A 26,902-nucleotide genomic window follows, 5' to 3' on the forward strand; every position below is an offset into this window, starting at 1 on the left:
CGTCGGGTACGCGTGCGGGTCGCTGTCGGTACGGCTGAGGGCCGCCGTCGGGAACGAGTGAGGCCCGCCTCCCAGGGGCGGGCGTCCGTACCCGTCAGTTCCGGTCCGGAATGCCGGACACCTGACGGGCCGTACGGAACATCCCGTACGACCCGTCATGACCGGTCCTAGTCCAGACATATCTCCCGCATCTGCGCCTCCTCCGGACGCTCGGCTCCGGGCCGATCTAGAGGCCCAGGGCCTTGAGCAGCACGGTCGGCAGCGAGAGCACCGAGTTGACCAGCGAGGGAACGCCCTGCTGCTGCGGCGCCTCGGCGGGCTGTTGGCGCGGTGCGCCCGCGGGCTGCTCCGCGTCGGCGGCCGGCTGCGGGTCGGCGGCCGGCTGGGCGGCGTCGCCCGGCCGCGGGTCGCTGATGGGAGCCTTCGGCTGGGCGGCCGACTGGTCGTCCGCCGCGTCCGCGCCGTCCGCCGGCTCCGCGGCGGGCCGGGCCGGACGGTCGGCGGCCGCTGGCTGGGCGGCCGGCTGCTGCTGGAGGCCGCCGAGAAGCCTGTCCAGGCCCAGGATCTTGAAGATGTCGGTGACGGAACGGGTGACCGAGCCGGTCAGGGTCGCGGATTCGGTGTCCTCCCCCGGTACCGGGGCCCGGCGCCCGGACAGCTCGTCCAACTGTGTGCGCAGGTCCTGTGCGGCCCGGTGCAGCCGCGCGCTGTCGGCCGTCACCGTGCGGTCGGAGTCCTCGTTCAGCTGGTCCGCCAGCCGCTGCGCGTCCTGGAGGACCGTGTCCAGACGGGTACGGGCGGCCCGTACCTCCACGGAGTGTCCGCGGCTGTCGGCCGACTTCTCGGCCAGTTCGGTCGAGGCGTCCGCCAGCCGGCTGATGTCGTCGACGACGATGCTGTGGTTGCGAACCGGGGGCTCGGGGCCTTCCGCCGCGGTCGCGGAGCCCATGGCGCCGAGGGCGAGGGCGCCGGCGGTGGTGGCGCAGACGAGGGCGGAGGCGGTCCGGTGCGTTGCCATCAGGAGACGTGCCTTTCTGTAGGAACGGCAGGGCAAGATCACCCTGGAGCCACCTTGAGAGGGGTGTGTACGGTCCGCAACCGCTCGCGCGCGTTCGGTGGTCGTCCGGACGCACCAGGCCCCCCGCCGTCTGCTGGCGTTAGGGTCGTCGACCAGGTAAAGCGCGGTACGAGCGGTACGGAGCGGGTGGGTGGACATGGACTTTCCGGAGCAGGGCATTCCGCGGCTGGAGTGGCCCGCCAACGAGCTGGAGGAGGTGCTCGCCGCCTCGGTGGGGCACCCCGGAGCGGGCGCCCGCATCGTCGAGGTGCTCGGCCGCAGCCGGATATGGGTGCCGCTGCCCAAGGGCGGCGGCCCGGAGAGCGCCGGGATGGGCCGGGCGGGCCTGGACCTGCCCACCGTCGAGATCGGCCCGGCCGCGTACGTCCCCGTCTTCAGCTCCGAGCAGGAGTTCCAGCGGGTGGCCGGGCCGCACATGTCCTACACCGTCGCGCCGGCCGCCGAGTTCGCGCGCGGCCTGCCCCCGCTGCTCGGCATCGCCGTCAACCCGGAGGGCACGGTCGGTGTGCCGCTGCCGCCGGAGGCGGTGGCCGAGCTGTGCCGGACCGGCCGTCCGGACCAGCCGGGTGCGCCGAGCGGCGCGCGGGTCCGGCTGTTCGAGCCGGACTGGCAGGAGGAGCCGGTGGACTTCCTGGCCGCGGCCGGGCTGGAGTTCTCGTCGGCGGGATTCGTGGCGACCGCGCGCCGCACACTGGCCAGTGTGGAGGGGGACGCGCCCGCGCTGTTCGTCGGCGTCCAGGTGGACGCCGCGGCCGTCGCGCCGCACGATCCCGCCGTACGGGACGCGGTGACCGCCGCCCTCGGGCGGGCGCTCGGCGGGGCGCCGCTGGCCTGGCCCGTCCAACTGGTCATGCTGGACCTCGCGCAGGGCGACCCGGTCGCCGACTGGATGCTGGAGCGGGTCCGGCCCTTCTACTCCCGCGACACCGTCTAGGCGTACGCGCCCCCGCGCCCCGGAACGCCCAGGGCGCTCCTTCCGGTGACCGCGAGCCGCGTGTGCTGATCCGGCCGGGCTCCGGACGCAGGCTCTAAGCTGTTGTTGCAACCGGCAGGCGTACCCCACGTGCCTGCCGACAGGAAGGGACGGACCACGTGAGCGCGGGTGCGCATCAGGGAGCGGCTGCCGGGCAGGTCGAGCAGATGCTGCAGCAGGTCTCGCCCGGCCGGTACGACGCCTACGAGGCGTTGCTGCAAGCACTCGCCGCCGGTCAGGTCTGGATGCTGCTCTGGCACGGCCAGGCCGGTTCGCCCGATGCGCAGTACGGCAACATGGAGGTCGACGGGCTCGGCTACGCGCCGTGCGTGACCTCCGCCCCAGAACTCGCCGCCAGCGGCTGGAACCGTGCCCACGAGGTCGTCTACGGACGGGACATCGCGGCCACCCTCTTCCCCGACCGCTGGGGCCTGTGGCTCAACCCGCACGCTCCCGGCGGCGGTGTCGGCATCCCGTGGCTGGACCTGCGGCGCATCGCGGGCGGCCTGGACCGGCTGCCCGCCGGTCCGCTGCGGATCAACGAACCGGCCATCGAGATTCCCCAGTTCTACGCCCTGCTGGGGCAGAACGCGCACCGCACGCCCGCGGTGCGCTCCCTGCGCCGGGCCTGGGTGCAGCCCGCCCTCGGCGCCCCGTACCTGGCCATCGGCCTGGATCTGTACGACACGGGACAACCGGCCGTGGACTCGGTGCGGTTGATGATCCAGCAGTCCATCGGCGCGGTGCCGGAGGGGCTGCCCGTCTCGACGGTCGCGATGAACGACGAGTACGACCCGGTCGGTATGTGGATGCGGGCCAACGCGCGGCCGTTCTTCGACCGCGACGCCTATGCGGCGGGGCCGGTACCCGCGCCCGCCCCGGCCCCCGCCCCGTCGTACGGGTACGGCTACCCGCGGCCGTACTGAGCCCGCTGTCCGGCTCCTGCCTGCCGCCCAGCCCTGCCTGTTTCCGGGGGCTTGGGCTCTTCCGCGGTGCCCAGGCCCCGCCTGTCCTCCGCGGGCCTCGGATCTTCCGCGGTGCCCGGCGGCTCTACCGTGGGCCTCAACTCTTCCGTGGGCCTCAACTCTTCCGTGGACCTCGGCCCTTCCATGGTTCCCGGTCCGGGGCGGTGGGCTGACGGCGTTCTGATCGCGCGCCTATGAGGGCGAATCGAACGGCCACGTCCCCCCAACAGGGGGTTACCCAAGGGGCGTGAGCGGGAACCGTGCCGCGCGCGCCTCACGCTGCCCCGCGCCTCACGCTGCCCCGCGCCTCACGCCGTGTCGCGCCTCACGCCGTGCCTCACCTTGTGCCCCGCCCGGCCTTGCACCGAGCCCCGCCCGGCCTCGCGTCATGCCGCCCCGCCCGGCCTCGCGCCATGCCTCCGGCCTCGCGGGTGCCCCGCCCGGCCCCGCGCCGCGTCTCGCCCGCCCCCGCGCCGTACCCGTCGGAACGTGGCACCTCGCCCTACCCCGCCCCAAGGCCCCCGGATCGAATTGGGCTCCCCCGCCCGGAAGTTGAGCCCTGCCCGACTCCGTGCGAACCGCTCAGTCGGGGGTGTGTCCGCATAACGGAAGCTCGTGGGCTACATCACAGTTGCGCATCCATTCCCGGCCAGGGCTGGTGAGTGATCGCAACTCGGATGAAGACTCCCGCAGCAGAGGGCTTCGGCCCTGTGTACGAGATGCACCGCTCGTCGTCGCGTGACGTTCCGCGACTTCTGCTTCGCCTGCAACATCCGCAAGACCTGCAACACCTGTACTCGCAACACCTGTACCCGCATCGCCAGCAGTACAAGCATCAGTTGCTCCAGCTGTTCCAGAACTCTCCCCGTTGCACCAGCAGCACCACTCGCACCAGGGCATGTCCCGCACCAGGGCACGACCCGCACCAGACGAATCACTGGCACGAGACGCACCACCCACACCAGAAGCACCACTCGCACCAGTGATGTGAACCAGGCCGCTGACCGCGGCGCGCATGGGCCGGCGGCGCCGCCGAGAGGGGTCAAAGGCACCGTGACCGCACCGATCGAGACCACCGGGGCGGCTGCCGAAGCGCAGCCGGAAGCGGTGCTGCAAGGCGTCGAGAGCAAGAAGATCGAGGGACGCTCGCTCGGCCAGATCGCCTGGTTGCGCTTCCGGCGCGACAAGGTCGCGGTAGCGGGTGCCATCGTTGTCATCCTGCTCATCCTGATCGCGGCGCTGTCCCGGCCGGTCCAGTCCTGGCTGGGCCTGGACCCCAACAGCCCGAACCAGGACCTCATCGATCCCAACACCACGTTGCCCAAGGGCGACCTCGGCGGCATGAGCCTGGACCACCCGCTCGGCGTGGACCCGAAGTTCGGCCGCGACCTGCTCGCGCGGGTGCTGGAGGGCTCCTGGGTCTCGCTGATCGTGGCGTTCGGCGCGACGCTGCTGTCGGTGGCCATCGGCACCGTGCTCGGCGTGGTGGCCGGCTTCTACCGGGGCCGGGTGGACGCGCTGATCAGCCGGCTGATGGACGTCTTCCTGGCGTTCCCGCTGCTGCTGTTCGCCATCGCCATCTCGGCCTCGCTCCAGGGCGGCGCCTTCGGGCTCGAAGGGCTGCCGCTGCACATCTCGGTCCTGATCTTCGTGATCGGTTTCTTCAACTGGCCGTACATGGGCCGGATCGTGCGGGCCCAGACGCTCTCGCTGCGCGAGCGGGAGTTCGTGGACGCCGCGCGCGGCATGGGGGCCCGCGGCCCGTTCATCCTCTTCAGGGAGCTGCTGCCCAACCTGGTGGGCCCGATCATCGTCTACTCGACGCTGCTGATCCCCTCCAACATCCTCTTCGAGGCGGCCCTGAGCTTCCTGGGCGTCGGCATCCAGCCGCCCCAGGCGTCCTGGGGCGGGATGCTCAACCAGGCGGTCAAGTACTACGAGGTGGACCCGCAGTACATGCTCGTCCCCGGCCTCGCGATCTTCGTCACCGTGCTGGCGTTCAACCTCCTCGGCGACGGCCTCAGGGACGCGCTGGACCCGCGCAGCCGCTGACACCGCCCGGGCCCGTACGCCCGGCGTCCCCCACCCAAGTTTCCGACCAACGAAGGGGAAACCGACCATTATGCGAAGGTCAGTCCCGGTCGCAACGATCGCGGCCCTCACCAGTGCGGGCCTGTTGCTGTCCGGCTGCGGCGGCAAGAGTTCGAGCAGCGGCTCGGCCGAGGCGAACGCCGCCACCAAGGGCATCGTCAACGTCTCGGACGAGAAGGGCGGCACGCTCACGTACGCGATGAGCGACGCCCCGGAGTCCTACGACCCGGGCAACACGTACTACGCCTACGTCTGGAACTTCAGCCGTCTGTACGCGCGTCCGCTCACCACCTTCAAGCCGGGGCCGGGCCTCAAGGGCAACGAACTGGTGCCGGACCTCGCGGAGTCGATGGGCAAGTCCAGCGACGGCAACAAGACCTGGACGTACAAGATCCGCAAGGGCCTCAAGTACGACGACGGCAAGCCGATCACCTCGAAGGACGTCAAGTACGCGGTCGAGCGCAGCAACTTCGCGCGTGACGTGCTCTCGCTCGGCCCGAACTACTTCCAGACGTACCTCAAGGACAACGAGGGCGGCTACAAGGGCCCGTACAAGGACCCCAGCCCGGAGGGGCTGAAGTCCATCGAGACGCCGGACGACCAGACCGTCGTCTTCCACCTCAAGCAGCCGTTCGCGGAGTTCGACTACCTGGTCAGCGCGCCGCAGACGGCCCCGGTGCCGCGGGCCAGGGACAAGGGCGCGGACTACACCAAGAACATCGCCTCGTCGGGCAGCTACAAGTTCGACACCTACGAGGAGGGCAAGAAGGTCGTCCTGGTCCGCAACCCGAACTGGGACGCCAAGACCGACCCGCTGCGCAAGCAGCTGCCGGACAAGATCGTGCTGAACATGAAGGTCGCCCAGTCGACGATCGACAAGGACCTGAAGGCCGGCAACACGCACATCGACATGGCCGGCCGCGGGGTGGACGCCCAGACCCAGGCCCAGCTCCTGACGAGCACCAAGGAGAAGGCCAACACCGACAACGCGCTCGGCCAGCGTCTGTCGTACGTGGCGATCAACCCCAACGTCGCGCCGTTCGACAAGGCCGAGTGCCGCAAGGCCGTGCAGTACGCCATCGACAAGAAGGCCGTGCAGACCGCGCAGGGCGGGCCGATCCGCGGTGACATCGCCACCACCGTGCTCCCCACCGACCTCGCCGGGTACCAGAAGTTCGACCAGTACCCGCAGAAGTACAACGGTGACAACCTCGACCTGACCGAGGCCAAGAAGCAGTGGGAGGCGTGCGGCGCCGGCAACGTGAGCACCACGATCAGCGCCCGCAGCGACCGGCAGGACGAGGTGGACGCGGCGACCTCGATCGTCGGCTCGCTGAAGAAGATCGGCATCGACGCCAAGATCCAGACGTACCCGAGCGGCAAGTACTTCTCCGACTACGCGGGCGTCCCGGAGTTCACCAAGCGCAGCAAAATCGGTCTGATGATGATGCAGTGGGGCTCGGACTACCCGACCGGCTTCGGCTACCTGAACCAGATCGTCAACGGCAAGGCGATCCAGAAGTCCGGCAACTCCAACCTCTCCGAGCTGGACGACCCGGCCATCAACAAGCTGCTCGACGAGGCCATCGCCACCAGCGACCAGGCGCAGCGCGAGAAGGACTACGCGGAGATCGACAAGAAGACGATGGAGCACGCGGTCATCGTCCCGCTGACCTACTTCAAGATCCTGCTGTACCGCTCGCCGAAGGCCACCAACCTGGTGTCCACCTCCGCCTACAGCGGTGAGTACGACTACCTCAACGTCGGCGTCAAGAAGTAGCAGCCCCGGAAGGCAGGTGAAGGCATTGGTGTCCGCGGGCCGGCCGGTCCGGCCCGCGGCGCCGACGCCGCAGTCCCGTGTTCGCGTACATCATCCGCAGGTTGATCAGCGCTGTGATGCTGCTGCTGATCGTCAGCGCGGTCACCTTCGGCATCTTCTTCGTGCTGCCGAAACTGGCCGGACAGACCGCTGACCAGTTGGCCGCGCAGTACATCGGAAAGGCCCCATCGGCCGCGGACCTCGCCGCGGTGAAGAAGAACCTCGGCTTGGACAAGCCGGTCTTCGTACAGTACTGGGACTTCCTCAAGGGCATCTTCGTCGGAGTCGACTACAAGTTCGGCCCGGAAGCCGCCACATGCAACGTGCCGTGCTTCGGCTACTCCTTCAAGACCCACCTGGAGGTCTGGCCGGAGATCCAGACCCGGCTCCCGGTGACCGTCTCGCTGGCCGCCGGCGCGGCCGTCGTGTGGCTGGTCTCCGGTGTCGCCACCGGCGTGCTCTCCGCGCTGCGCCCCGGCTCGGTCTTCGACCGGGTGGCGATGAGCATCGCGCTGGCCGGTGTGTCGCTGCCCATGTTCTTCACCGGCGCCCTGGCGCTGGCCCTGTTCACCTACCAGTGGCCGATCATCGAGCGCAGCGACTACGTACCGCTCTTCGAGGACCCCTTCATGTGGGCCCAGACGCTGGTGCTCCCCTGGATCACCCTGGCCTTCCTCTACTCCGCCCTCTATGCACGCCTGACCAGAGCGGGCATGTTGGAGACGCTGAGCGAGGACTACATCCGTACCGCGCGCGCCAAGGGGCTGGGCGAGCGCAAGGTCGTGGTGCGCCACGGCCTGCGTGCCGCGCTCACTCCCATCATCACGGTGTTCGGCATGGACGTGGGCCTGCTGCTCGGCGGTGCGCTCATCACCGAACAGGTCTTCTCCCTCAAGGGGTCGGCGCGTTCGCCGTCGAGGCGATCAACGCCAACGACCTGCCGAACATCCTCGGCGTCACCTTGCTCGCCGCGTTCTTCATCGTCATATGCAACCTGGTGGTGGACGTTCTGTACGCCGCCGTCGACCCGCGGGTGAGGCTCTCGTGACCGACTCCCCAGACTTCACCACCGGCCCCGGCCCCGGCCCCGCCACCGGCCCCACCGCCGGTTCCAGGACCGGAGCCACCGCCCCGGACACCACCACCCCGGGCACCGCCCCGGCCGGGCCGCCCCCGCCGCGGCCGACCTCACGAAGACGGGCGCCGCGGTCGGCGAACCGGCTCCGGCCGGCTCGGGGGCGCCCACCGCCTTCCTCGAAGTGCGCGACCTGAAGGTGCACTTCTCCACCGACGACGGCATCGTGAAGTCCGTCGACGGCCTCTCCTTCGCCCTGGAGAAAGGCCGCACCCTCGGCATCGTCGGCGAGTCCGGCTCCGGCAAGTCCGTCACCTCGCTCGCCGTCATGGGCCTGCACCGGGCCTCCCGGCAGCAGCGCGCCAAGGTGGACATGTCGGGGGAGATCTGGCTGGACGGCAAGGAACTGGTCGGCGCCGACCCGGACGAGGTGCGCAGGCTGCGCGGCCGCGAGATGGCGATGATCTTCCAGGACCCGCTGTCCGCGCTGCATCCGTACTACACGGTCGGCCAGCAGATCGTGGAGGCGTACCGCGTCCACAACGACGTGGACAAGAAGACCGCGCGCAAGCGGGCGGTCGAGATGCTGGACCGGGTGGGCATCCCGCAGCCCGACAAGCGGGTGGACGACCACCCGCACCAGTTCTCCGGCGGGATGCGCCAGCGCGCGATGATCGCCATGGCGCTGGTCAACAACCCCGAACTGCTGATCGCGGACGAGCCGACCACCGCCTTGGACGTGACGGTCCAGGCGCAGATCCTCGACCTGATCCGGGACCTCCAGAAGGAGTTCGGCTCGGCGGTCGTCATCATCACCCACGACCTGGGGGTGGTCGCCGAACTGGCGGACCAGCTGCTGGTGATGTACGGCGGCCGGTGCATCGAGCGCGGCCCGGCGGACAAGGTCTTCTACGAACCGCAGCACCCGTACACCTGGGGTCTGCTGGGCTCGATGCCGCGCATCGACCGCGAGCAGACCGAGCGCCTGATCCCGGTCAAGGGATCGCCGCCCAGCCTGATCAACGTCCCCAGCGGCTGTGCCTTCAACCCCCGCTGCCCGTACGCGGACCTCCCCAAGGACAACGTCACCCGCACGGTCCGCCCCGAACTGCGCGAGGCCGGCGGCGGCGGACACGTCGCCGCGTGCCACCTGGCGCAGGAGGAGCGGGAGCGTATCTGGACCGAAGAGATTGCGCCGAAGCTGTGACCGAGACTGAAGAGACCGGCGTCGCCGCCGGCACGACGGACGGGACCGACGCGAGCGCCGACGCCGCGCCGCTGCTGAAGGTACGCGGCCTGGTACGGCACTTCCCGATCACCAAGGGCCTGCTCAAGCGGCAGGTGGGCGCGGTGCAGGCGGTCGACGGCATCGACTTCGACGTACGGCCGGGGGAGACCCTGGGCGTGGTCGGCGAGTCCGGCTGCGGCAAGTCGACGATGGGCCGGCTGATCACGCGGCTGGACGAGCCGACCGGCGGCAGCATCGAGTTCGAGGGCCGGGACATCACGCATCTGTCGCAGGGCAGGCTGCGCCCGATGCGCCGCGACGTACAGATGATCTTCCAGGACCCGTACGGCTCGCTGAACCCGCGGCACACCATCGGCGGCATCGTCGGCACCCCCTTCCGCCTCCAGGGCGTCGAGCCCGAGGGCGGGGTGAAGAAGGAGGTGCAGCGGCTGCTGGAGCTGGTGGGCCTGAGCCCGGAGCACTACAACCGCTATCCGCACGAGTTCTCCGGCGGCCAGCGGCAGCGCATCGGCATCGCGCGGGCGCTGGCCCTCAAGCCCAAGCTGGTCGTGGCCGACGAGCCGGTCTCCGCGCTGGACGTCTCCATCCAGGCGCAGGTCGTCAACCTGATGGACGACCTCCAGGACGAACTGGGCCTGACCTACGTCATCATCGCGCACGACCTGTCCGTCATCCGGCACGTCTCGGACCGGATCGCGGTGATGTACCTCGGCAAGATCGTGGAGCTGGCCGACCGGAAGTCGCTGTACGAGGCGCCGATGCACCCGTACACCAAGGCGCTGCTGTCGGCCGTCCCGGTGCCCGACCCCAAGCGGCGCACCCAGCGCGACCGCATCCTGCTCACCGGCGACGTGCCCTCGCCGATCGACCCGCCCTCGGGCTGCCGGTTCCGTACCCGCTGCTGGAAGGCGACCGAGGTGTGTTCGACCACCGAACCGCCGCTGGTGGCGCTGCGCGGCGGCCACAAGGTGGCCTGCCACCATCCGGAGAACGCGCCGGAGAGCGTCGGCGCGGGGACCCCGGGTGCCGCGGGGAGCGGCGGCTGAACCGGCGGGCACGAGGCGTGCGGGGCCGGTGCGGAGCGGGCGGGAACGCCGTCTCCGTACCGGCCCGGGTGCGTCCGCGACCGCCCTTGACCGGCCGGTTTTGCCGACCATAGATTCAGCGGCGCCCCGGCGGCGCCCGTCGGCCGGTCCCCTGGAGGTAGTGCCTTGTCCGCGCAGCAGGAAGCCCACGATGCCGACGCCACGGCCCCCGACCCCGCGCTGACCGCCTACGCGGCGGTCGCCGCGGAGTACGACACCATCGTCGAGGACCCGTACCTGCTGCGCTGGATCACCTTCTACGGCAAGCTCGTCGAGCGGTACGGACCGCACGGCAAGCGGCTGCTGGACGCGGGGTGCGGCACCGGACGCGGCACCCTCGCCCTGCGGGACCGCCTCGGATACACGGTGACCGGCTGCGACCTGTCGCCGGAGATGATCGAGGCCGCCCGCGCCAAGCCGGAGGCGGCCGGTACCCCGTTCGTCGTCGCCGACCTGCGGGACATGCCGGACCTCGGCTCCTTCGACGTGGTCACCTGCATGGGCGAACCGCTGGCCTACCTGGCCGGCGGGCAGCTCGCCGCCGCCTTCGCGGGCCTGGGCCGGCAGCTCGCGGACGGGGGCGTCGTCGTCTTCGACATGACGACGCTGGGCAGTTTCCGGCGCGACTACGCGGTGACCAAGGTCATGGACCGGGACGGCCGGTTCGACGTGTGGCGGGGCGGGCCCGTACCGGTCGAGCCCGACGGGGTCGTGGACGTCACCCACGACTACTTCGCGCGCGCGGACACGGGTGACGACACCTGGTGCCGGGTGTCCTCCCGGCACCTGTACCACCATCACTCCGACGCCACGGTGCGCCGGGAGCTGGCCGCGGCCGGCCTGCGGCTGATCGCCGCGCACGGGGTCGACGGCCGCAAGCTGACCGACGTCCCGGACGAGGACGGCTGCCGCAAGATCCTCTATGTGGCCGGAAAGCAGGGAAAGCAGTCCGATTGAGGCGTCAACTGGCCCGAGTGGCATGACGAGTTGGCAAAGTGCCGGGTGAAAAGCGACAACGGAGTGCAGAGTCGGCGCGGTTGTTCACCAGACGACATTCGTGTGTTCGAAGGGACGGCTCATGGCACTCTCCCGTTCAGCACGTCGCCGCGCTCGTCTGCTCCCCCTCGCCACCGCGGTGGCCGCCGCCTGCACCATCGCGGCGGCCCCCGCCGCCTCGCCCGGCGCCCCGGGCGTCGGCGACCCGTACTTCCCGAACCTCGGCAACGGCGGCTTCGACGCCCTGCACTACGACCTCGGCGTCAGCTACGCCCCCGCCACCGGACGCCTCGACGGCCGTACGGAACTGACCGCGCGCGCCACCCAGGACCTCAGCTCCTTCCACCTCGACCTCCAGAAGCTGGCGGTCGCCTCGATCGAGGTGGACGGCAGACGCGCGAAGTTCACCCGCTCCGGCGACGAGATCACCGTCACGCCCAAGCGGCCCCTGGAAGAGGATGAACGATTCACCGTCGAGGTCGTCTACGGAGGCGTGCCGCTGCCGCTCAGCGGGCCCATCGTCTTCGGCTCGGACTACGGCTGGATGAAGACCGACGACGGTGTCTTCGTGGCCTGCGAGCCGAACGCCGCGTCCACCTGGTTCCCCTCCAGCGACCACCCGGGCGACAAGGCCACGTACGACATCCGCATCGACGCGCCCGAGGGCCTGACCGGCGTCTCCAACGGGCGGCTGGTCGACCGGTACGACGAGGACGGCCGCTCGTACTTCCACTGGCGCGAGCGCAAGCCGATGGCGACGTACCTGGCCACCGCCACGATCGGGAAGTTCGACGTCCGTACGGGCACCACCCCCGGCGGCGTACCGATCTATGTCGCCACCGACCCGAAGCTGCCGACCGGGACCGTCGACGTCTACGGCGTCACCGCCGCCGCCACCGACTACTTCGCGCAGGTCTTCGGCCCGTACCCCTTCGAGGAGACCGGCGCGATCGTCGACGACATGCCGCAGGCCGGCTTCTCCCTGGAGACCCAGACCAAGCCGGTCTACTCGGCCGTCCGCAGCGAGTCGACCATCGCCCACGAGGTCGCCCACCAGTGGTTCGGCGACTCCGTCACGCCGCGGAACTGGCGGAACATCTGGCTCAACGAGGGCTTCGCCTCGTACGCGCAGTGGCTGTGGGACGAGCACAAGGGCACCCGCACCGCGGCCGCCGCCTTCCGCGCGGCCTATGCGGCCCGGCCCGCCGAGTCGGACTTCTGGAAGGTGAAGGTCGGCGACCCGCAGCGGGACACCATGTTCGCGCAGGCGGTCTACACGCGCGGCGCGATGACGCTCCAGGTGCTGCGCGAGCGGATCGGCGACCGGGCGTTCTTCAAGCTGCTGCCCGCGTGGACCACGCAGCACCGCTATGGCAACGCGGACATCGGGCAGTTCATCGCGCTCGCGGAGAAGGTCTCCGGACAGCGGCTCGGTGACCTCTTCCACACCTGGCTCTACACCACCGGCAGGCCGGCGCTGCCCTGACGCACCGGCGGGCCCGCGCGGCGGAAACCTTCCGGCACGCGGGCCCGCCCCCGGGGTGCGGCCGGATCCGTCACGTACCGTCGAGGGTGGTACGTGTGGTGAAAGGGGAGGCGGATGAGTCTGACCGGAACCCCGTTCTTCGTGGTGCTGGTGATCGCGACGGCCCTCGCCGTCCTCGCCACGCTGCTGCTGTGGGGAAGAGCCCGGGGCCCGCGGCCCCTGCGCTGGCTGACCAGAATCCTCCTGATCGGCCTGTGCCAGCTCACCGCCATCTGCGTCGTCGCGGTCGCCATCAACAACAGCTACGGCCTCTACGCCTCCTGGGACGACCTGCTCGGCACCGAGCAGGATGCGGTCGCCATGCCGGGGCCGCCGGTCGCCCGCGCCAAGTTCAACGACGGCCCGAACGGCATCAAGGACACGTACTTCCGCGGGGCGAAGTCCCAGCTGTCCGGCCAGGTGATGGTCTGGACACCGCCGCAGTACGACGACCCGGCGTACCGCAAGACCAGGTTCCCGGTCGTGATGCTGCTGCACGGCGTGCCCGGCTCACCGCAGTCCTGGCTCGAACAGGGCGGTATGCCCGGCGACCTCCAGCAGCTCGTCGACGCGAACGCGTCGCACCCCTTCATCCTCGCCATGCCCGTCGTCAACCCGGGCAGCGTGGACACCGACTGCTCCGACACCCCGCACCGCAAGACCGCGACCTGGATGGCGACCGACGTCACGGACCTGATCAGCCACCACTTCCGTACCGCGCCGGGGCCGAAGAACTGGGGTCTGCTGGGCTTCTCCACGGGCGGCTACTGCGCGGCCAAGCTGCCGCTCCAGTACCCGAAGACGTTCGGCGCCGGCGTGGCCTTCGACCCCGACCCGCTGACCGGCGACCCGGACGTGCTCACCGACCCGGCACTGCGCCGGCGCAACAGCCCGCAGTGGCTGGTCCGGCACGCCAAGGCCGACGTGGGGCTGTTCCTGGCGACCTCGGCGCAGGACCCGATCAGCCCGCCCGCCAACATCGAGCGCCTCAAGAAGGCCGCCGAAGGCACCAGGACCCGGGTACGGACGATGGTGCTGCCGACGGGCGGCCACAACTACGGGACGTGGACGCGGATGTACCCGGCGGCCTTCGGGTGGCTGAGCCAGGAGCTGGAGGCGCCACGGCCGGCGGCGTGAGTACGGGTCAGGTGGGCCGGCCCGTGCGGCGCATGCGCACCGTGCCGTTGTCCAGGTCCACCCGCACGGGCGGGCCCTGCGCCGGTCGGACGTTCTTGCGTACACGTTCCTGCTCCATGGCGCGCTTGACGGCCTGCGCCCCGGGGGAGCACTCCTGGATCAGGTCGGCGCCGATGGACGACAGACGCTTGGTCCTGCGCCAGTAGATCCAGCCCCGTGCCTCCATCGCCGGCAGAACACGGTCCGCCAGGAACACCGCGGGGATCGCGAGCAGGACCGAGAACGGTAAGAACGCACCCATGGGCCGGAGCCTACTTCGCTGATCCTGCGCGTGCGGCGCCTCCGCCGCACGGGGGAGGCGGCTCGTCCTCCGGTCGGATCCCCGCGCGCCGCTGACCCGGAACAGTGGTCCCCATGGCGATCAGCGGGACGAGTGCAGCTGCGGTGCGGACGACGGGGGCCGCCCGTGACGGTCTGGCTGATGTCGTTCCCGGCCTTCGCGTGTCTGCTGGCTCTCTTCGCCCTGGTGGAGAGCGGATGGCGGTGGCTCACGGGACTCGGCTTGATCCCGTGGCTGCGCAGACGCTCGGGCCCCTCGTTGTCGAGCATCGCCTTCGACGAATTCACGGCGGTGGTGAACGGGAACAAGACGGCCGAGCTGGAGCAGCGGCGGGTGGAGTTGCTGCGGCGGGACGACGAGAGCGACGGCGCGCCGCCCTGCTCCCGTATCGACCTGACCGGTGGCACGGCGTTCATCGTGGTGCCGGAGGCGGCGGCCGGCCCGCGCACCGGCCGGGGCGATGCCCGCGGGGGCCGGCGGGCCGGGCCGGCCCCGCCCTAGCTCCGCGGCTTGAGCTGCTGCGGACGCGGCAGGTGGAAACCGAAGTAGACCGCCGCCATCCGGAGGGCGAAGACCAGTCCGGCGCACACCACGGCGGCGATGTCGGCGCGCACCTGGAGGTGGTGTAGACCCAGGTAGGAGGCGGCGCCGGCGAGCGCCGCGATGGCGTACACGTCCTCCCGCAGCAGCAGCGGCGGGAACTCGCCGCACAGCACGTCGCGGATCACCTCGCCCGCCACCCCGCTCATCACCGCCAGGATGATCACCGCCAGCGGTGTCGCGCCCGCCGCGATGGCGGCGCGGGCGGCGATGACGGTGACGACGGAGAGCCCGACCGCGTCGACGACCAGCAGCGACTTGCGGGGCAGCTGCCAGTACCGCAGGTAGATGATGGTGCCGACGCTGACGCAGACGATCAGCGTGAGCAGCACCCAGTCATGGGTCCAGTACAGCGGATGGTCGTCCAGGATCAGGCTGCGCAGGGTGCCGCCGGAGGTGGCGGCGGCGAAGGCGAGCACCAGGCCGCCGAACGGGTCCATGTTGGCGCGGTACGCGGCCAGCACCCCGCTCGCGGCGAAGGCCGAGATGCCGACCAGGTAGAGCACGTGAAGCATGGGCCCATGATCTCAGGCCGCCGGGGTGCGGCGCGCGGGCCGCGGGGACGCACCGGCCGCCACCTGACGGGCGGCCCGTGAGCGGTTGAAGAAAAAAGGGTCTACCGGTCAGTAACAAATCCGTGTAGCGTGCCGCGCATGGCACAGGTGACCATAGGTAACAGCGAATTCGACCGCGACACGGCGGTCGTCCGCCGCGCCCCCGGCCACTACGAGGCGGACCTCTCCGCGGGCTGGACGATCATCCACGCGGTCAACGGCGGCTATCTGCTCGCCCTGATGGGCCGCGCCCTCGGCGACGCCCTGCCGCACCCGGACCCCTTCTCGGTCACCGCGCACTACCTGACCGCCTCGGTGCCCGGCCCCGCCGTCATCCGTACGGAGGCCGTCCGCACCGGCCGCACCCTGTCCACCGGCACCGCCACCCTCGTCCAGTTCGAGGAGGACGGCAGCGAGGTCGAGCGGCTGCGGGTGCTCGCCGCGTACGGCGACCTCGACACGCTCACCGACGACGTACGGACCACCGCCAAGCCGCCCGCCATCCCGCCGTACGAACACTGCCTGGGCTCCGACAGCGCGCCCGAAGGGCAGACCACCATCCCCGGCAGCACCGCCATCGCCGACCGCCTCACCATCCGGCTGGATCCGGCCACCTGCGGCTGGGCCGTCGGCGCGCCCTCCGGCAACGGCGAGATGCGCGGCTGGTTCGGGCTCGCCGACGGCCGCGACCCCGACCCGCTGTCGCTGCTGCTGACGGTCGACGCGCTGCCGCCCACCGCCTTCGAGATCGGCCTGACCGGCTGGGTCCCCACCGTCGAGCTGACCACCCACATCCGCCGCCGCCCGGCCCCCGGACCGCTGCGCGTCGCCATCACCACCCGCAACCTGGCGGGCGGCTTCCTGGAGGAGGACGCGGAGGTCTGGGACAGCGCGGACCGCCTCGTCGCCCAGTCACGCCAGCTGGCCCGCGCGCCGAGGAGCGCCTCCACCATGGCCTGAATCGCTCTTCCAAAGGGGGCGCGGCGCCACCCGGTGACGTGTCAGACTGATCACATGGGGGACATGGCACTGAGCATCGACGAAGGAACCGGTGAAAACGCGGTCGTCTGGCTGCACTTGGCCCCGGCCGGCGCCCACGGTCCGCACAGTGCGCCGGGCGCGAACGGCGCGGAGCGGCCCGAGAAGCCCGAGGACGGGGACGACGCCGGACTGGAGCTGCCGGACGGCTTCGGCCACTCCCGCCCGGTCAGCGTGGACGGACGGGTCGCACGGGCGCTGACCCGCGGCGGCGAGACGCTGGAGGGCGCCCTGCGGCCGCTGGGCGCCGTGCTGGGCAGCATCCACCGTTCGCTCGCCGCCGGTGACCACCGGCCGGACGAGGTCACGGTGGAGTTCGGAGTCACCCTCGGCTCGGATTTGAGCCTGGGTGTCTTCTCCGGCCAGGGCGAGGCCAGCTTCAAGGTCTCCGCCACCTGGAACCTCGGCAGCGCCGGCACGACCTGAGGACGGCATGGTGGTGTCCGGCGTGGATCAGCCGCTGTTCCGCTCCTTCGTCTCGGTACGCGACACCGGAAGGGCCGTGGGCGCCGGCGTCCTGCTCGGCGACGACCTCGTACTCACCTGCGCGCACGTCGTCAACAGCGCGCTCGGCCGGGACCGTTACGACCAGACGCTGCCGGGCCCGGGCCACACCGTCCGCGTCCGCCTGCCGCACGTCGCGCCCGACCGGGACCTGACCGCCCGGGTGGAGCCCGCCCTGTGGAGCCCGCCGCGCGCGACGGCGGCGGCCGGCAGCGGACCCGTACCGCCCGGCGCGCACCTCCACCACGGCGACCTGGCCGTGCTCCGCCTGCCGGGCCCCGCGCCCGCCGGGGCCGAGCCCGCCCCTTCCTCCCGCACGCCTACGGCAACGAGGTCATCGCCCTGTGGGCCAGCGGCCACCCGCTGCCCACCGTGCGCGCGGTGCCCCGGGTCTCCGCGCCGCCCTGGGTGGCGCTGGACGTGGTCGGCGGCACCGAGGTCAGGGAAGGCTTCAGCGGCGGGCCGCTGTGGGACCGCGACCGGCAGGCCGTCGTCGGAATCGTGGTGGCCGACCTCCGGACCCCGACCGCCGCCCGGCAGCCCCAGGCCTCGGCCACCCTCTACGCGATCAGCGTCCCGGCGATCGAGGCCGAGCTGCCCGACCTGCCGCCGCCCGTGGTGCCCTCCGCCCGGCGCGGCGTCCAGCAGCTGCTGGCCGTCCTGGAGACGATCCTGGCCACCCCGGACGCGGTGCGCGGCTGCGAGGAGCTGCTCGCTTCCCGGCTGCTGCGGCAGTCCCTGGGTCCCGGCGCCGACCTCGACCGGCTGGTCGGTCTGGCCGTGGGCGTCCGGCGCGGCGTGCCCGAACTCCTCCAGGCCGTACGGGAGACGATGCCGGCCGGCAGCGGTGCGCAGTGGGAGCGGCTGCGCAGGGTGGCCCGCGCCGTCAGCCCCGGCGAGTCCCTGACCCGCAAGCAGCAGCGCGACCTGAACGGCCTGCTGGCGCACTGCGGCCGTACGGACCCGCGCGAACTGCTCGCCGACGTACTGCCGCACGCCATCGAACTGCCCGCGGTCACCGGGCTGGCCGACACCGTCGGCGTCCTGGAGGGCTTCGAGGCCCAGGGCGCCCAGCCCATGCCGCCACTGTTGCAGGGCGTGGTGCGGATCGGTGTCGACGAGAGCGAGGCGGGCGCGTACCCCGCCGAGGAGCTGGAGGCATGGACGGAGCGGACCGCTCTGCGGCTGGGCGTCGACGTGGCCGCCGTACGCCAGTACGCCGCCGATGTACGGGGCTACCGCGCGGAACGGGCACGGGCCGCGGCGGAACACCACGCCGTGCGCCAGGCGGCCCGCCCCATGGACCGTCCCCCGGATCACCGCACGGCCCGTCACGCGACGCACCGCGACGCGTGGCCGCCCGCCGGCTGGGCGGGCGTCGGGAGCGCGGCGGTGGGCGTGGCGCCGATGGGCACGGCACCGGTGGACGCGGCACCGGTGGACGCGGCACCGGTGAGTCCGCCGGTGGGTTCCGTCCCCTCGCCGAACGGCAGCGGCCCGTACCGGCACGGGACCGAGGACCGCGCGCGGCTGTCGAAGGTGCCGCGCGTCCAGGTGGAACTGCTGCCCACCGCCACCGGACGGCACTACACGTACCAGGTCTGGGCGTGGAGCGGCGGCGACGCCCCGCACCACCTCGTCCTCGCCCGGGACACCGAGGTGACCAGCGAACAGGTCGTGGACGACATCCACCGGGTGCTGGTCGAGGAGATCCGCGAGGACCCCGAGCCCGCCCTCGTCGAGTTCTTCCTGCCCGCCGCCTGGCTCGGGCTGCCGGTGGACCGCTGGGAGTCCTTCGACAGCGACGAGGACGGCCCCTTCGGACTGGGCTTCACCCGCCGGGTGGTGATCCGCACCGCCCAGCGTTCGCGGACCAGCTACGCCGGGTGGAAGCGGCGCACCGCGGCGCTGGACACCGCCCGCAGCCTCGTCCTGGACCACGGCAGCACCGACCGCAAGGTGGCCCGTGCCCGCCTGGAGATGCAGCCCGAGGTGGGCACGGTGATCGTCTGCTGCGAGCCCCGGCACCACGGGGCGCTGCTGCGCCAGTGCGTCCAGGCGGGCGTCCACACGGTCCTGTGGCACCGCGAGGAGCACGGTGAGAGCGTCGCGGCGGACCTGCTCGAACTGGTCGAGGGCGGGCACCACACCCAGCTCCCCGAGACGGTACGGCTGGAGCGGGCCAAGGCGGTCGCCGAGGTCACGTCCACCGGCCACCGGGGACGCCAGCTCTCCCTGATGTACGACGCGCCCGACCACCGGCCACCGCAACTGGCCCCGGACGCCTGGGTGCTGACCCAGCCGTGACCCAGCCAGGACACCGGGCCGGCCCAGGCATGACGCAGCATGTGAGCAAGGACGAAGGAGAACGACCCGTGGCCCCACAGAGCACACCCGACCACGGCCCGGAAGCCGGGCCGGAGCCCGAGGGCTGGTGGGTGTTCCGCGGTCCCGCGCCGCTGCCGGCGGCGCCGCCGTGGCGCTACTTCGCCGCCGCCCGCAGGAGGGCCGAGGCGCCCGCGCCGTACCTGATGGACCGCAACGAGGTGTCGGTCGTCAACGCCGCCCTGCACCTGCACCGTCCCCTGCTGGTCACCGGCCGCCCCGGCACCGGCAAGAGCTCGCTGGCCCGCGCCGTCGCCGCCGAGCTGGGGCTCGGCGACGTCCTGCGCTGGTCCGTCAACTCCCGCTCCACCCTCGCCGACGCGCTCTACCGCTACGACGCGGTGGGCCGGCTGCGCGAGGCGTCGCTGCGCCGCGAGCGGGAGGCGGTCCGTACGGCGCCGCGGCGGCTCAAGGAGCACCGCGGCTCCTACACCACCGACATCGGCCACTACCTGCGCCTGGGCCCGCTCGGTACGGCGCTGGCCGCCGCCGACCGGCCCCGGGTGCTGCTCGTCGACGAGCTGGACAAGTCCGACATCGACCTGCCGAACGACCTGCTGGTGGTGCTGGAGGAGGGCGAGTTCGAGATCCCGGAGCTGGCGCGGCTGTCCGAGCAGCACCAGGACGTGCACGTATTGACCGACGGCAGCCGGGAGCGGGTACGGGTGCACCGCGGCGTCGTCTCCTGCGCGCACTTCCCGGTCGTGGTGATGACGAGCAACGGCGAACGGGAGTTCCCGCCCGCCTTCCTGCGCCGCTGCGTCCGCCTGGACCTGCCCGAGCCGACCCCCGAACGGCTGCGCGAGATCATCGCCCACAACCTGGGGCCGCAGGCGCTCGCCGAGGCCGAGGACCTCATCGACGGCTTCCTCCAGCGCTCCAAGACCGAGACGCTCGCCACCGACCAGCTGCTGGCCGCCGTCCACCTGCGGATCACCGGTGCCGACCTGACCAAGGACGAGCTGCTCTCCGCGGTCATGCACCGCCTGGACGAACCCATGTCGCCATGATCGACCGGCTGCGGCAGATCCTCGCGGGCCAGGGCTACGACCTCGGCGCGGGCGAACTGCTGGACGTCCTGTGGCTGGCCCGCGCGGTGCGCGAGGGCCAGCTGCGCTCCACGCCGCCCGGACCGGAGTCCGCACGGGACACCGGACCGGGCGCGGCCGAGGACGCGCCCGCCGACTCCGCCGCCCGGGACGCGCCCGAGGACGGGGCCGGCGGCGGACCGGAGGAGGCGGACGGCCCGGGCCGTACGGACGGGCCGTGCGAGGACGGTGCGGCCGGCGACCTCCCCGGCGGCGTCTCCGCGACCGTACTTCCGTCGCAGCGTTCCCTGTATGCGATGGGCAGCGAGGGCGGCAGCGCGTTCAGCCGCCGCGCCCGGCCTGCCCGCGCGCCCGGACGCCGCGCGCTCGCCAGGCCCCAGCACCTGTCCAGGGCCCTGCGCCCGCTGCGCCGGTTCGAGCCGCACCCCCACCGCCGCGTGACCGACGTGGAAGCCACCGTCCGGCTCGCCGCCGAGACCGCGCTGTTCGACGTCGTCTCGCGGCCCGACCAGGAGCGCCGCTGGTCCGCCGTGCTGCTGGTGGACGAGGCGCCCTCGATGCAGGTGTGGAGCCAGCTGGCCGGTGAGCTGCGGTCGGTGCTGGACCGGGGCGGCATCTTCCGCAGCGTGCGGGTGTGCGCCTTCGACCCGCAGGACATGGCCGTCCTGGGCCGGCTGCCGTGGACCACGGGCCCCACCGTGACCTTCGTCCTCACCGACGGCACGAGCTCGGGGTGGCGGACCCCCGACGCGGCGCGTGCCGTGCGCCGCTGGGGCTGTTACGGGCCGGTGGCGGTGCTGCACCCGCTGCCGCGGCGGCTGTGGCGGGGCACCGCGCTGGACGCCCAGCCCCGGCTGCTGACCTCCCCGGTGGAGTTCGCCGGGCCCGACCGGACCCGGGTGCTCGACCCGCTGACGGGCGAGCCGGACCCCGAGGCCGAGGAGCCGGGCACGGTGGCCCTGCCCGTCGTCCCGCTGACCCCCGGCGGGCTCGGGCAGTGGGCCGCGCTGCTGACCCGTCCCGGCGTCCCGCATCTGATCGACACGGTGCTGCTGGGCGAGGAACCGGAGCAGGACCCGCCGCGGCCGGCGGGCTCCGCGGCGGAACTGGTCGCGCACTTCCGCGGCGCGTTCTCGCCCGAGTCGTACCGCCTGGCCGTACGGCTCTCCGCCATCAACCCGCTCACCGTCCCCCTCATGCAACTGGTGCGCGCCGCCGCGATGAGCGACGCCGGACCGACCCAGGTCGCCGAGATCCTCCTCGGCGGCCTGCTGGAACGGGTCGCCGCCCCGCGCGGGGCCCGGTCCCTCGGCGGCTTCGACGGGCCGCTGGGCACCGGCTCCGGGCAGCCCGTCTACGACTTCCGGCCCGGCGTGCGCGAACTGCTCTTCAGCGGCCTCGGTACCCAGCAGTCCCTGGCCGTCGTGGAGGCGGTCGGGCGTGCCCTGGAGCCGTACATGGGCCGGCTGCCCGACTTCCCCGCCCTGGTCGCCGACGACACCGGGGAGATGCGGCTCCAGGAGTCGGCACAGGCGTTCGCGGTGCTGGCCAGTCCGGTGCTGGAGCGGCTGGGCGGGAGGGTGCCGGGGGTGGCGGATGCTTCTGGTGGTGGTGTGGGGGCGGACGGGGCAAGGGGGCTCGGCGATTCCGTCGTGTCCGATGGGACCAATTGGGCCGATGGGACCAGTGGGGTCGGCAGGCTTGGCGGGGCTGGCGGGTCTGTCGTGACCGAGGAGCCGGCGGGTGCGGACGACGGGGTTCCGGGCGCCTCCGCCGCACCGTCCGTCGTGGACGCGGCTGTCGAGGCGGCCGGGACGGCGGCCCCTGCGGAAGCTCCGGCCGAGGGCGCCGGCGTCCGGACCGCCGGAGAACGCGTCGAAGAGCCCGTCGAAGAGTCCTCCGTGGAGCCCGTCGGAGGGCCCGTCGTCACGGAGCCGTACGCGCCGGACGGCCCCGCCGCCGAGCCCGCCCCGTACCGGCCGGACGCCCGGCCCGTCCCCGTCCTGCCCGCCGAGGAACTGCGCGAGCCGCTGCGCTTCACCGTGCTCGGGCCGGTCGGGCTGTGGCGGGGCGACCAGCGGATCGACGTCCCGTCCCGCCTGGACCGGGCCCTGCTCGCGGCCCTCCTGCTGCGCCACGAAGGCGTCGCCTCCGAGGCCGAACTGCTCAACGCGCTCTGGGGCGGTGACCCGCCGCGCAACGCCCGCGCGGTGCTGGACCACAGCATCGCGCGGCTGCGCAGGGCTCTCGGCGAGGACGAGCACGTCCTGGTCCGCGAGCGTGTCGGCTACGCCCTGCGCGCCGACGCCGGGACCGACATAGACATGGACCTGGAACGCGCCGAGGGATACGAACGCGCCGCCCGCGCCGCCCGGGACGCGGGGGAGTGGGACCGCGCCCGCACGCTGCTGACCGCGGCCCTCGCCCTGTGGCGCGGCGAGCCGCTGGCCGGACTCCCCGGCCCGTACGCGCAGACCGAGCGGCTGCGGCTGACCGAGTGGCGGCACACCCTGGCCGAGGACCGCATCGAGTGCGACCTGCGGCTCGGCCGGTACGACGAGGCCGTGAGCGAGCTGTCCGAACTGCTCGCCCGCAGCCCGTCCCGCCCCCGCCTGCGCGAACTGCTGGCGCTCGCACGGGACCAGGACCGGACGGGACGGAGCGACCCCGCCCTGCGGCCCCCGCGCGAACCGCTGCGCATTACCGTGCTCGGCCCGGTGCGGATGCTGCGCGGCGGCGTGGACCTGGCCACCGGCTCACCGCAGCAGCGCGCGCTGCTCGCCGTACTCGTGCTGCGCGCAGGCCGCGTCATCTCCGAGGACGACCTGATCGACGCCTTGTGGGGAGACGACCCGCCGAACGCCGCGCACGCCACCCTGCGCACCTACGCCACCCGGCTGCGCAAGGCCCTTGGGCCGGACGCGGAAGTCCTCGTCGGGGAAGACGGCGGCTACGCGCTGCGCCGGACCGCCAGGACCGACCTCGACGTGGACCTGCGCCGGGCCGACGACCTGGTCGCCGTGGCCCGCGACGCCCGTGCGGCCCAGGACTGGGACAGCGCCAGGGACCTGCTGGACGCGGCCGTCGCCCTGTGGCGGGGTGGCCAGCCCTTGGCGGGCCTGCCGGGGCCGTACCTGCGCGCGGAGTCCCGGCGGCTGGCCGACCGGCGGCGCACTCTGGTCGAGGACCGCACCGAACTGGAACTGCGCCTGGGCCGGCACGCCGCGGCGGAAGAAGCGCTGACCTGGCTGCTGTACCTGGACCCGGCCCGCGAGCGTACCCGTGAACTCCTCGCGCGCGCGCTGGCCCACGACGAGCAGGTCTCCCCGGGGCTGCGCAGCCTGCTGCGGGCCGGCCGGTACGGGCCCCGGCAGGACCGCGCGGGCGGCGGCCGGGCGGTTGAACTGGGGCGGCTGGCGGATCACCTGACGCGGCAGCGGCCCACCGTACGCAACGTCGGCGTCATCTCCGGGGGCGCCGGCGTCGGCAAGACGAGTCTGGCGGCGCGGGTGGCCGACGCCGTGCAGGACCGCTTCCCGGACGGACGGCTGTACGCGATCATGCCCGCGGACGGCGATCCGGAAGCCGCGGTACCGCACCTCGCCGCCGTACTGCTGCGCCAACTCGGCTACCGGTACGAGGAGATCCCCGCCGACGCCGAGGAGCGGATGGCGTTCTACCGGTCGGCGATCGGCGCGCTGCGCCTGATCGTCGTCCTGGACGAGGTACGCGCGATCGGGCCCTTGCTGCCCCTGCTCCCGGACGTCACGGGCGCCGCACTGCTCGTCGGCCGCGACCGGCCGCCGGCCGGCCTGACCGGCGTCCTCTCCCTGCATCTGGAGTCCCTGAGCACCAGCGACGCGCTGGAGGTCCTCGCGCTGCGGGTGGGCGAGGAGCGGGTCGCGGCCCGCCGCGCGGTGGCGCGCGCGGCGCTCGAAGCGTGCGGCTGTTCGGAGGCCGCGGTCGAGGCGGTGGCGGCGGAACTGATGCTGGACGGCCCGGCGGACCGTACGGCGGCCGAAGCCATGATCAACAGCACCGCGCTGCGCCTCACCCACGACCTCGACCCGCCGGCGCTCGCCGCCTTCCGCCTGCTGGCGCTGCCGCACGGCCCCGACCTGCCGACCGCCGCCGTGGCCGCCCTGACCGGCACCGAACCCGCCGCCACCGAGGCGCACCTGGAGACCCTGGTGCGCACCGGTCTGCTGAAGTCCCCGGCCCCCGGCCGCTACCGGCACCGCGAGGCGCTCGCCTCGTTCGCGTACGAGGAACTGACCCGCCACACCGCGCCGGAGGACCGCGACGCCGCGCTGTCCCGGCTGCTCGACTGGTACCTCGCCACCGCCCACCGGGCCTACGGCCTCGACGCGCCCGGCGCTGCGCTGCTCGACCGGAGCGTCCCGCCCGCGGAACCGGTTCCGGCCCTCCCGCTCGCGGACCGCGGTGCGGCGTCGGACTGGTGGGCGGCGAACGGGACCGGAGCGCTGGCCGTCGTCCGGCAGACGGCCGACCTGCGGTCCGGGGCGTACGTCGCCCGGTGCGCCGACACCCTCCTCCTCCTCGAACCGCTGCTCGGCACCGGACTCTTCACGGACCGGTACGAACAGGCCGCGGTGGCCGTGATCGCCCGCGCCGTCACCGGACGCGACCAGAAGCGCGCGGAGGCGCGCGCCCGGCTGGCCCGCGCCCGCGCCTGCCTCGCGGCCGACCGGTTCGCCGACGCGGAGGACGAGGCCCGCCGCGCGTACCGGCTGGGCCTCGACACGGGGGACCCGGTGACCAGCGGCCGGGCACCGCTGGTGCGCGGTGTCACCGCGGTCGCGCTCCACCGGCCCGACGCCGAGCAGCACTTCACGCTGGCCAGGAGCCACTGCCAGGTGCAGGGCGACCGGCTGGGCGAGGCCGCCGTACTGGTGGAGCGTTCCCGGCTGTGCGTCCGCGACCGGGAGGCGGAGCGGGGTGTCGGGCTCGCCCGGCAGGGCGTGGACATCTACCGGGCCGCGGGCCAGGGGCAGCGGCTCGGCACGGGGCTGTACTTCCTCGCCGTCGCCCAGGCCGAGGCGGGCCGCCACGAGGACGCGCTGGCCGCCCTGGAGGAGGCACTGCCCCTCTTGCAGGAGGCCGGACAGCGGCTCTGGACGGGCCTGGCCCAGCTGCGGATTGCCGAGTCGCGTCTGGCCACCAACTGGGCGGACGGTGCCGTACGGGCGGCGGAGGAGGCGGTACGCCTGTTCGCGGTGGCGGACGGCGGCCGGCGGGCGGCCGACGGGCTGAGCCTGCTGGCGCACGCGCTGGAGGCCCAGGGCCAGGCGGGCCGGGCGCAGGAGCGCTGGAGCGAGGCGCTCACCCTGTACGAGACGCTGGACGTGCCCGGCTCCGGCGGGCCGCGGCTGCGGCCGCCGCTGGAGCCGGGCGGGGCGTAGGGCCGGGTGGGGTGCAGGGGCAGGTGGGGGCGTTCCTATGCCGTGAACGCCGCCAGCAGCGCCGTGAGTTCCGCGGGCGCGTCCTCCTGCACGAGGTGTCCGGCTCCGTCGACAAGATGCAGGCGGGCGCCGGGGATCATCGCCGCGAGGCCGGGTGCCAGCGTGACGGGGTTCCACGCGTCCTGCGCACCCCAGGCCACCAGCGTCGGCACCGAGACCCTGCGGTACTCCTCCTCCGTGAGGTCGGCGGTGGCGTCCAGCCCGTTCTGCTCGATCTGTCGGTAGAAGGCGGGTTGCCCCTCCTCCGTGCACCACGGTTCGACGAGCTGTTCCAGGACGGCCGGGTGCATGCCGGGGCTGCTCGCGGACGAGATGTACTCCGTGACCAGCGCCCGGTGCAGGGCGGGAGGCAACTGCGTGAAGACGTCGGGGTGCTCGCCGAGCAGGCGGTACGTGGCGGAGCCCCAGCCGGGCAGGGTGGTCGGGCCGACGAGCGCGAGGCGCCGGTAGCGCGCGCCGTGCACGAGGTGGGCCCGCAGGGCCACGTAGCCGCCGAAGTCGTGAGCGACGACGGTGGGTTCCCGGCCGGTGAGCCCCCAGTGCGCGAGCAGTTCGGTGAACACCTCCGCCTGCCGGGGCAGGCACACGTCCTGGCCTGCGGCTTTCTCGGATGCGCCGTAGCCCGGCAGGTCCCAGACGTACACCTGGAACCGCTCGGACAGCGCCCGTGCGACACCCCGCCAGACGTACGAGGAGAACGGTGTGCCGTGCAGCAGGACCAGGGGCGGCGCCCCGTCCTCGCCGAGCGCGGTCCAGCGCACTTCACCGGAGGTACTGCGGTACGTACGGTCCAGACACCACTGAGTCATGACCGTAAGCGTAGACACTCCTTACGGGGGTGTCGAGGGGGCGGGAGGTCCGCGGGACGGAGTGACGGGGTGACGGCGGGCCGGAAACCGGGGAGTACGGCCGAGCCCCCACGCGCCCGGCATGCGCCCCCGCGCCTGCTCGTAGAA

Annotated in this window: 18 protein-coding genes and 2 pseudogenes; 16 read left to right on the plus strand and 4 right to left on the minus strand. The window is 72.7% G+C overall.

Features of this window, described 5'->3' with window-relative positions:
- Positions 1 to 226: 226 nt before the first annotated feature.
- Complete coding sequence (locus tag ACEXOX_RS32985) at positions 227 to 1,018, minus strand: hypothetical protein (protein WP_406524621.1); 792 nt, start codon at positions 1,016 to 1,018, stop codon at positions 227 to 229.
- 196 nt (positions 1,019 to 1,214) lie between these two features.
- On the opposite strand from ACEXOX_RS32985, the gene ACEXOX_RS32990 reads away from it, so the two are divergent.
- The 10 genes and pseudogenes from ACEXOX_RS32990 (at position 1,215) to ACEXOX_RS33035 (ending at position 13,993) form a co-directional block, all read left to right on the plus strand.
- The gene (locus ACEXOX_RS32990) at positions 1,215 to 2,012 is read left to right on the plus strand and encodes an enhanced serine sensitivity protein SseB (RefSeq protein ID WP_406524622.1); all 798 of its coding nucleotides are present in this window, start codon (positions 1,215 to 1,217) and stop codon (positions 2,010 to 2,012) included.
- 158 nt (positions 2,013 to 2,170) lie between these two features.
- The gene (locus ACEXOX_RS32995) at positions 2,171 to 2,977 is read left to right on the plus strand and encodes an enhanced serine sensitivity protein SseB C-terminal domain-containing protein (protein ID WP_406524623.1); all 807 of its coding nucleotides are present in this window, start codon (positions 2,171 to 2,173) and stop codon (positions 2,975 to 2,977) included.
- Positions 2,978 to 4,069: 1,092 nt separating this feature from the next.
- Positions 4,070 to 5,068, plus strand: coding sequence for an ABC transporter permease (locus ACEXOX_RS33000; RefSeq protein WP_406524624.1), 999 nt, complete (start codon positions 4,070 to 4,072; stop codon positions 5,066 to 5,068).
- A 70-nt stretch (positions 5,069 to 5,138) separates the two neighbouring features.
- Entirely contained in the window at positions 5,139 to 6,887 is a 1,749-nt protein-coding gene (locus ACEXOX_RS33005; protein ID WP_406524625.1) for an ABC transporter substrate-binding protein, read from the plus strand.
- Positions 6,888 to 6,964: 77 nt separating this feature from the next.
- Positions 6,965 to 7,974 (plus strand): annotated as a pseudogene (locus ACEXOX_RS33010) (ABC transporter permease).
- Positions 7,971 to 9,208 (plus strand): annotated as a pseudogene (locus ACEXOX_RS33015) (ABC transporter ATP-binding protein). Before ACEXOX_RS33010 ends, ACEXOX_RS33015 begins: the two co-directional pseudogenes overlap by 4 nt.
- Positions 9,205 to 10,296 carry an ABC transporter ATP-binding protein gene (locus ACEXOX_RS33020; RefSeq protein WP_406524626.1) on the plus strand — a complete coding sequence of 364 codons (1,092 nt, stop codon included), beginning with the start codon at positions 9,205 to 9,207 and terminating at the stop codon, positions 10,294 to 10,296. The pseudogene ACEXOX_RS33015 and the gene ACEXOX_RS33020 overlap by 4 nt, the downstream one beginning before the upstream one ends.
- Before the next feature lie 165 nt (positions 10,297 to 10,461).
- On the plus strand, positions 10,462 to 11,292 hold the full coding sequence (locus ACEXOX_RS33025; RefSeq protein WP_406524627.1) for a class I SAM-dependent methyltransferase: 831 nt from the start codon (positions 10,462 to 10,464) through the stop codon (positions 11,290 to 11,292).
- A gap of 121 nt (positions 11,293 to 11,413) precedes the next feature.
- Entirely contained in the window at positions 11,414 to 12,817 is a 1,404-nt protein-coding gene (locus ACEXOX_RS33030) for a M1 family metallopeptidase (protein WP_406524628.1), read from the plus strand.
- 114 nt (positions 12,818 to 12,931) lie between these two features.
- The gene (locus ACEXOX_RS33035) at positions 12,932 to 13,993 is read left to right on the plus strand and encodes an alpha/beta hydrolase (RefSeq protein WP_406524629.1); all 1,062 of its coding nucleotides are present in this window, start codon (positions 12,932 to 12,934) and stop codon (positions 13,991 to 13,993) included.
- Between the two features lie 7 nt (positions 13,994 to 14,000).
- On the opposite strand, the gene ACEXOX_RS33040 is transcribed toward ACEXOX_RS33035, so the two are convergent.
- Complete coding sequence (locus tag ACEXOX_RS33040) at positions 14,001 to 14,294, minus strand: hypothetical protein (protein WP_406524630.1); 294 nt, start codon at positions 14,292 to 14,294, stop codon at positions 14,001 to 14,003.
- Positions 14,295 to 14,459: 165 nt separating this feature from the next.
- Here ACEXOX_RS33040 and ACEXOX_RS33045 point away from each other — a divergent pair, with 165 nt between their 5' ends.
- A complete protein-coding gene (locus tag ACEXOX_RS33045) occupies positions 14,460 to 14,834 on the plus strand; it encodes a DUF6191 domain-containing protein (RefSeq protein WP_406524631.1) in 375 nt (124 codons plus the stop codon).
- Here ACEXOX_RS33045 and ACEXOX_RS33050 read toward each other — a convergent pair.
- Positions 14,831 to 15,448, minus strand: coding sequence for a trimeric intracellular cation channel family protein (locus ACEXOX_RS33050; protein WP_398747555.1), 618 nt, complete (start codon positions 15,446 to 15,448; stop codon positions 14,831 to 14,833). The two genes, ACEXOX_RS33045 and ACEXOX_RS33050, sit on opposite strands and share 4 nt — an antisense overlap.
- Before the next feature lie 138 nt (positions 15,449 to 15,586).
- On the opposite strand from ACEXOX_RS33050, the gene ACEXOX_RS33055 reads away from it, so the two are divergent.
- The 5 genes from ACEXOX_RS33055 to ACEXOX_RS33075 all read left to right on the plus strand — a co-directional run bounded on the left by ACEXOX_RS33055 (position 15,587) and on the right by ACEXOX_RS33075 (position 25,886).
- Positions 15,587 to 16,447, plus strand: coding sequence for a thioesterase family protein (locus ACEXOX_RS33055; RefSeq protein WP_406524632.1), 861 nt, complete (start codon positions 15,587 to 15,589; stop codon positions 16,445 to 16,447).
- A 63-nt stretch (positions 16,448 to 16,510) separates the two neighbouring features.
- Entirely contained in the window at positions 16,511 to 16,951 is a 441-nt protein-coding gene (locus ACEXOX_RS33060) for a CU044_2847 family protein (protein ID WP_406524633.1), read from the plus strand.
- A gap of 255 nt (positions 16,952 to 17,206) precedes the next feature.
- The gene (locus ACEXOX_RS33065) at positions 17,207 to 19,336 is read left to right on the plus strand and encodes a serine protease (RefSeq protein ID WP_406524634.1); all 2,130 of its coding nucleotides are present in this window, start codon (positions 17,207 to 17,209) and stop codon (positions 19,334 to 19,336) included.
- A gap of 68 nt (positions 19,337 to 19,404) precedes the next feature.
- Positions 19,405 to 20,424, plus strand: a complete 1,020-nt coding sequence (locus tag ACEXOX_RS33070) for an AAA family ATPase (RefSeq protein WP_406524635.1) — start codon at positions 19,405 to 19,407, stop codon at positions 20,422 to 20,424.
- Positions 20,421 to 25,886 (plus strand): SAV_2336 N-terminal domain-related protein, encoded by a 5,466-nt coding sequence (locus tag ACEXOX_RS33075; RefSeq protein ID WP_406524636.1) that lies wholly within the window; start codon positions 20,421 to 20,423, stop codon positions 25,884 to 25,886. Before ACEXOX_RS33070 ends, ACEXOX_RS33075 begins: the two co-directional genes overlap by 4 nt.
- Before the next feature lie 35 nt (positions 25,887 to 25,921).
- Here the strand turns inward: ACEXOX_RS33075 and ACEXOX_RS33080 are convergent, their stop codons facing one another.
- The gene (locus ACEXOX_RS33080; protein WP_406524637.1) at positions 25,922 to 26,755 is read right to left on the minus strand and encodes an alpha/beta fold hydrolase; all 834 of its coding nucleotides are present in this window, start codon (positions 26,753 to 26,755) and stop codon (positions 25,922 to 25,924) included.
- Positions 26,756 to 26,902: the final 147 nt, after the last annotated feature.

Source organism: Streptomyces sp. Ac-502 (genome assembly GCF_045222935.1).
GTDB lineage: Bacteria > Actinomycetota > Actinomycetes > Streptomycetales > Streptomycetaceae > Streptomyces > Streptomyces monomycini.

Coding starts and splice junctions, on each gene's coding strand:
- ACEXOX_RS32985 (WP_406524621.1), bottom strand. CDS start 1,018: ATGGCAACGCACCGGACCGCCTCCGCCCTCGTCTGCGCCACCACCGCC.
- ACEXOX_RS32990 (WP_406524622.1), top strand. CDS start 1,215: ATGGACTTTCCGGAGCAGGGCATTCCGCGGCTGGAGTGGCCCGCCAAC.
- ACEXOX_RS33005 (WP_406524625.1), top strand. CDS start 5,139: ATGCGAAGGTCAGTCCCGGTCGCAACGATCGCGGCCCTCACCAGTGCG.
- ACEXOX_RS33030 (WP_406524628.1), top strand. CDS start 11,414: ATGGCACTCTCCCGTTCAGCACGTCGCCGCGCTCGTCTGCTCCCCCTC.
- ACEXOX_RS33035 (WP_406524629.1), top strand. CDS start 12,932: ATGAGTCTGACCGGAACCCCGTTCTTCGTGGTGCTGGTGATCGCGACG.
- ACEXOX_RS33040 (WP_406524630.1), bottom strand. CDS start 14,294: ATGGGTGCGTTCTTACCGTTCTCGGTCCTGCTCGCGATCCCCGCGGTG.
- ACEXOX_RS33050 (WP_398747555.1), bottom strand. CDS start 15,448: ATGCTTCACGTGCTCTACCTGGTCGGCATCTCGGCCTTCGCCGCGAGC.
- ACEXOX_RS33055 (WP_406524632.1), top strand. CDS start 15,587: ATGGCACAGGTGACCATAGGTAACAGCGAATTCGACCGCGACACGGCG.
- ACEXOX_RS33060 (WP_406524633.1), top strand. CDS start 16,511: ATGGCACTGAGCATCGACGAAGGAACCGGTGAAAACGCGGTCGTCTGG.
- ACEXOX_RS33075 (WP_406524636.1), top strand. CDS start 20,421: ATGATCGACCGGCTGCGGCAGATCCTCGCGGGCCAGGGCTACGACCTC.
- ACEXOX_RS33080 (WP_406524637.1), bottom strand. CDS start 26,755: ATGACTCAGTGGTGTCTGGACCGTACGTACCGCAGTACCTCCGGTGAA.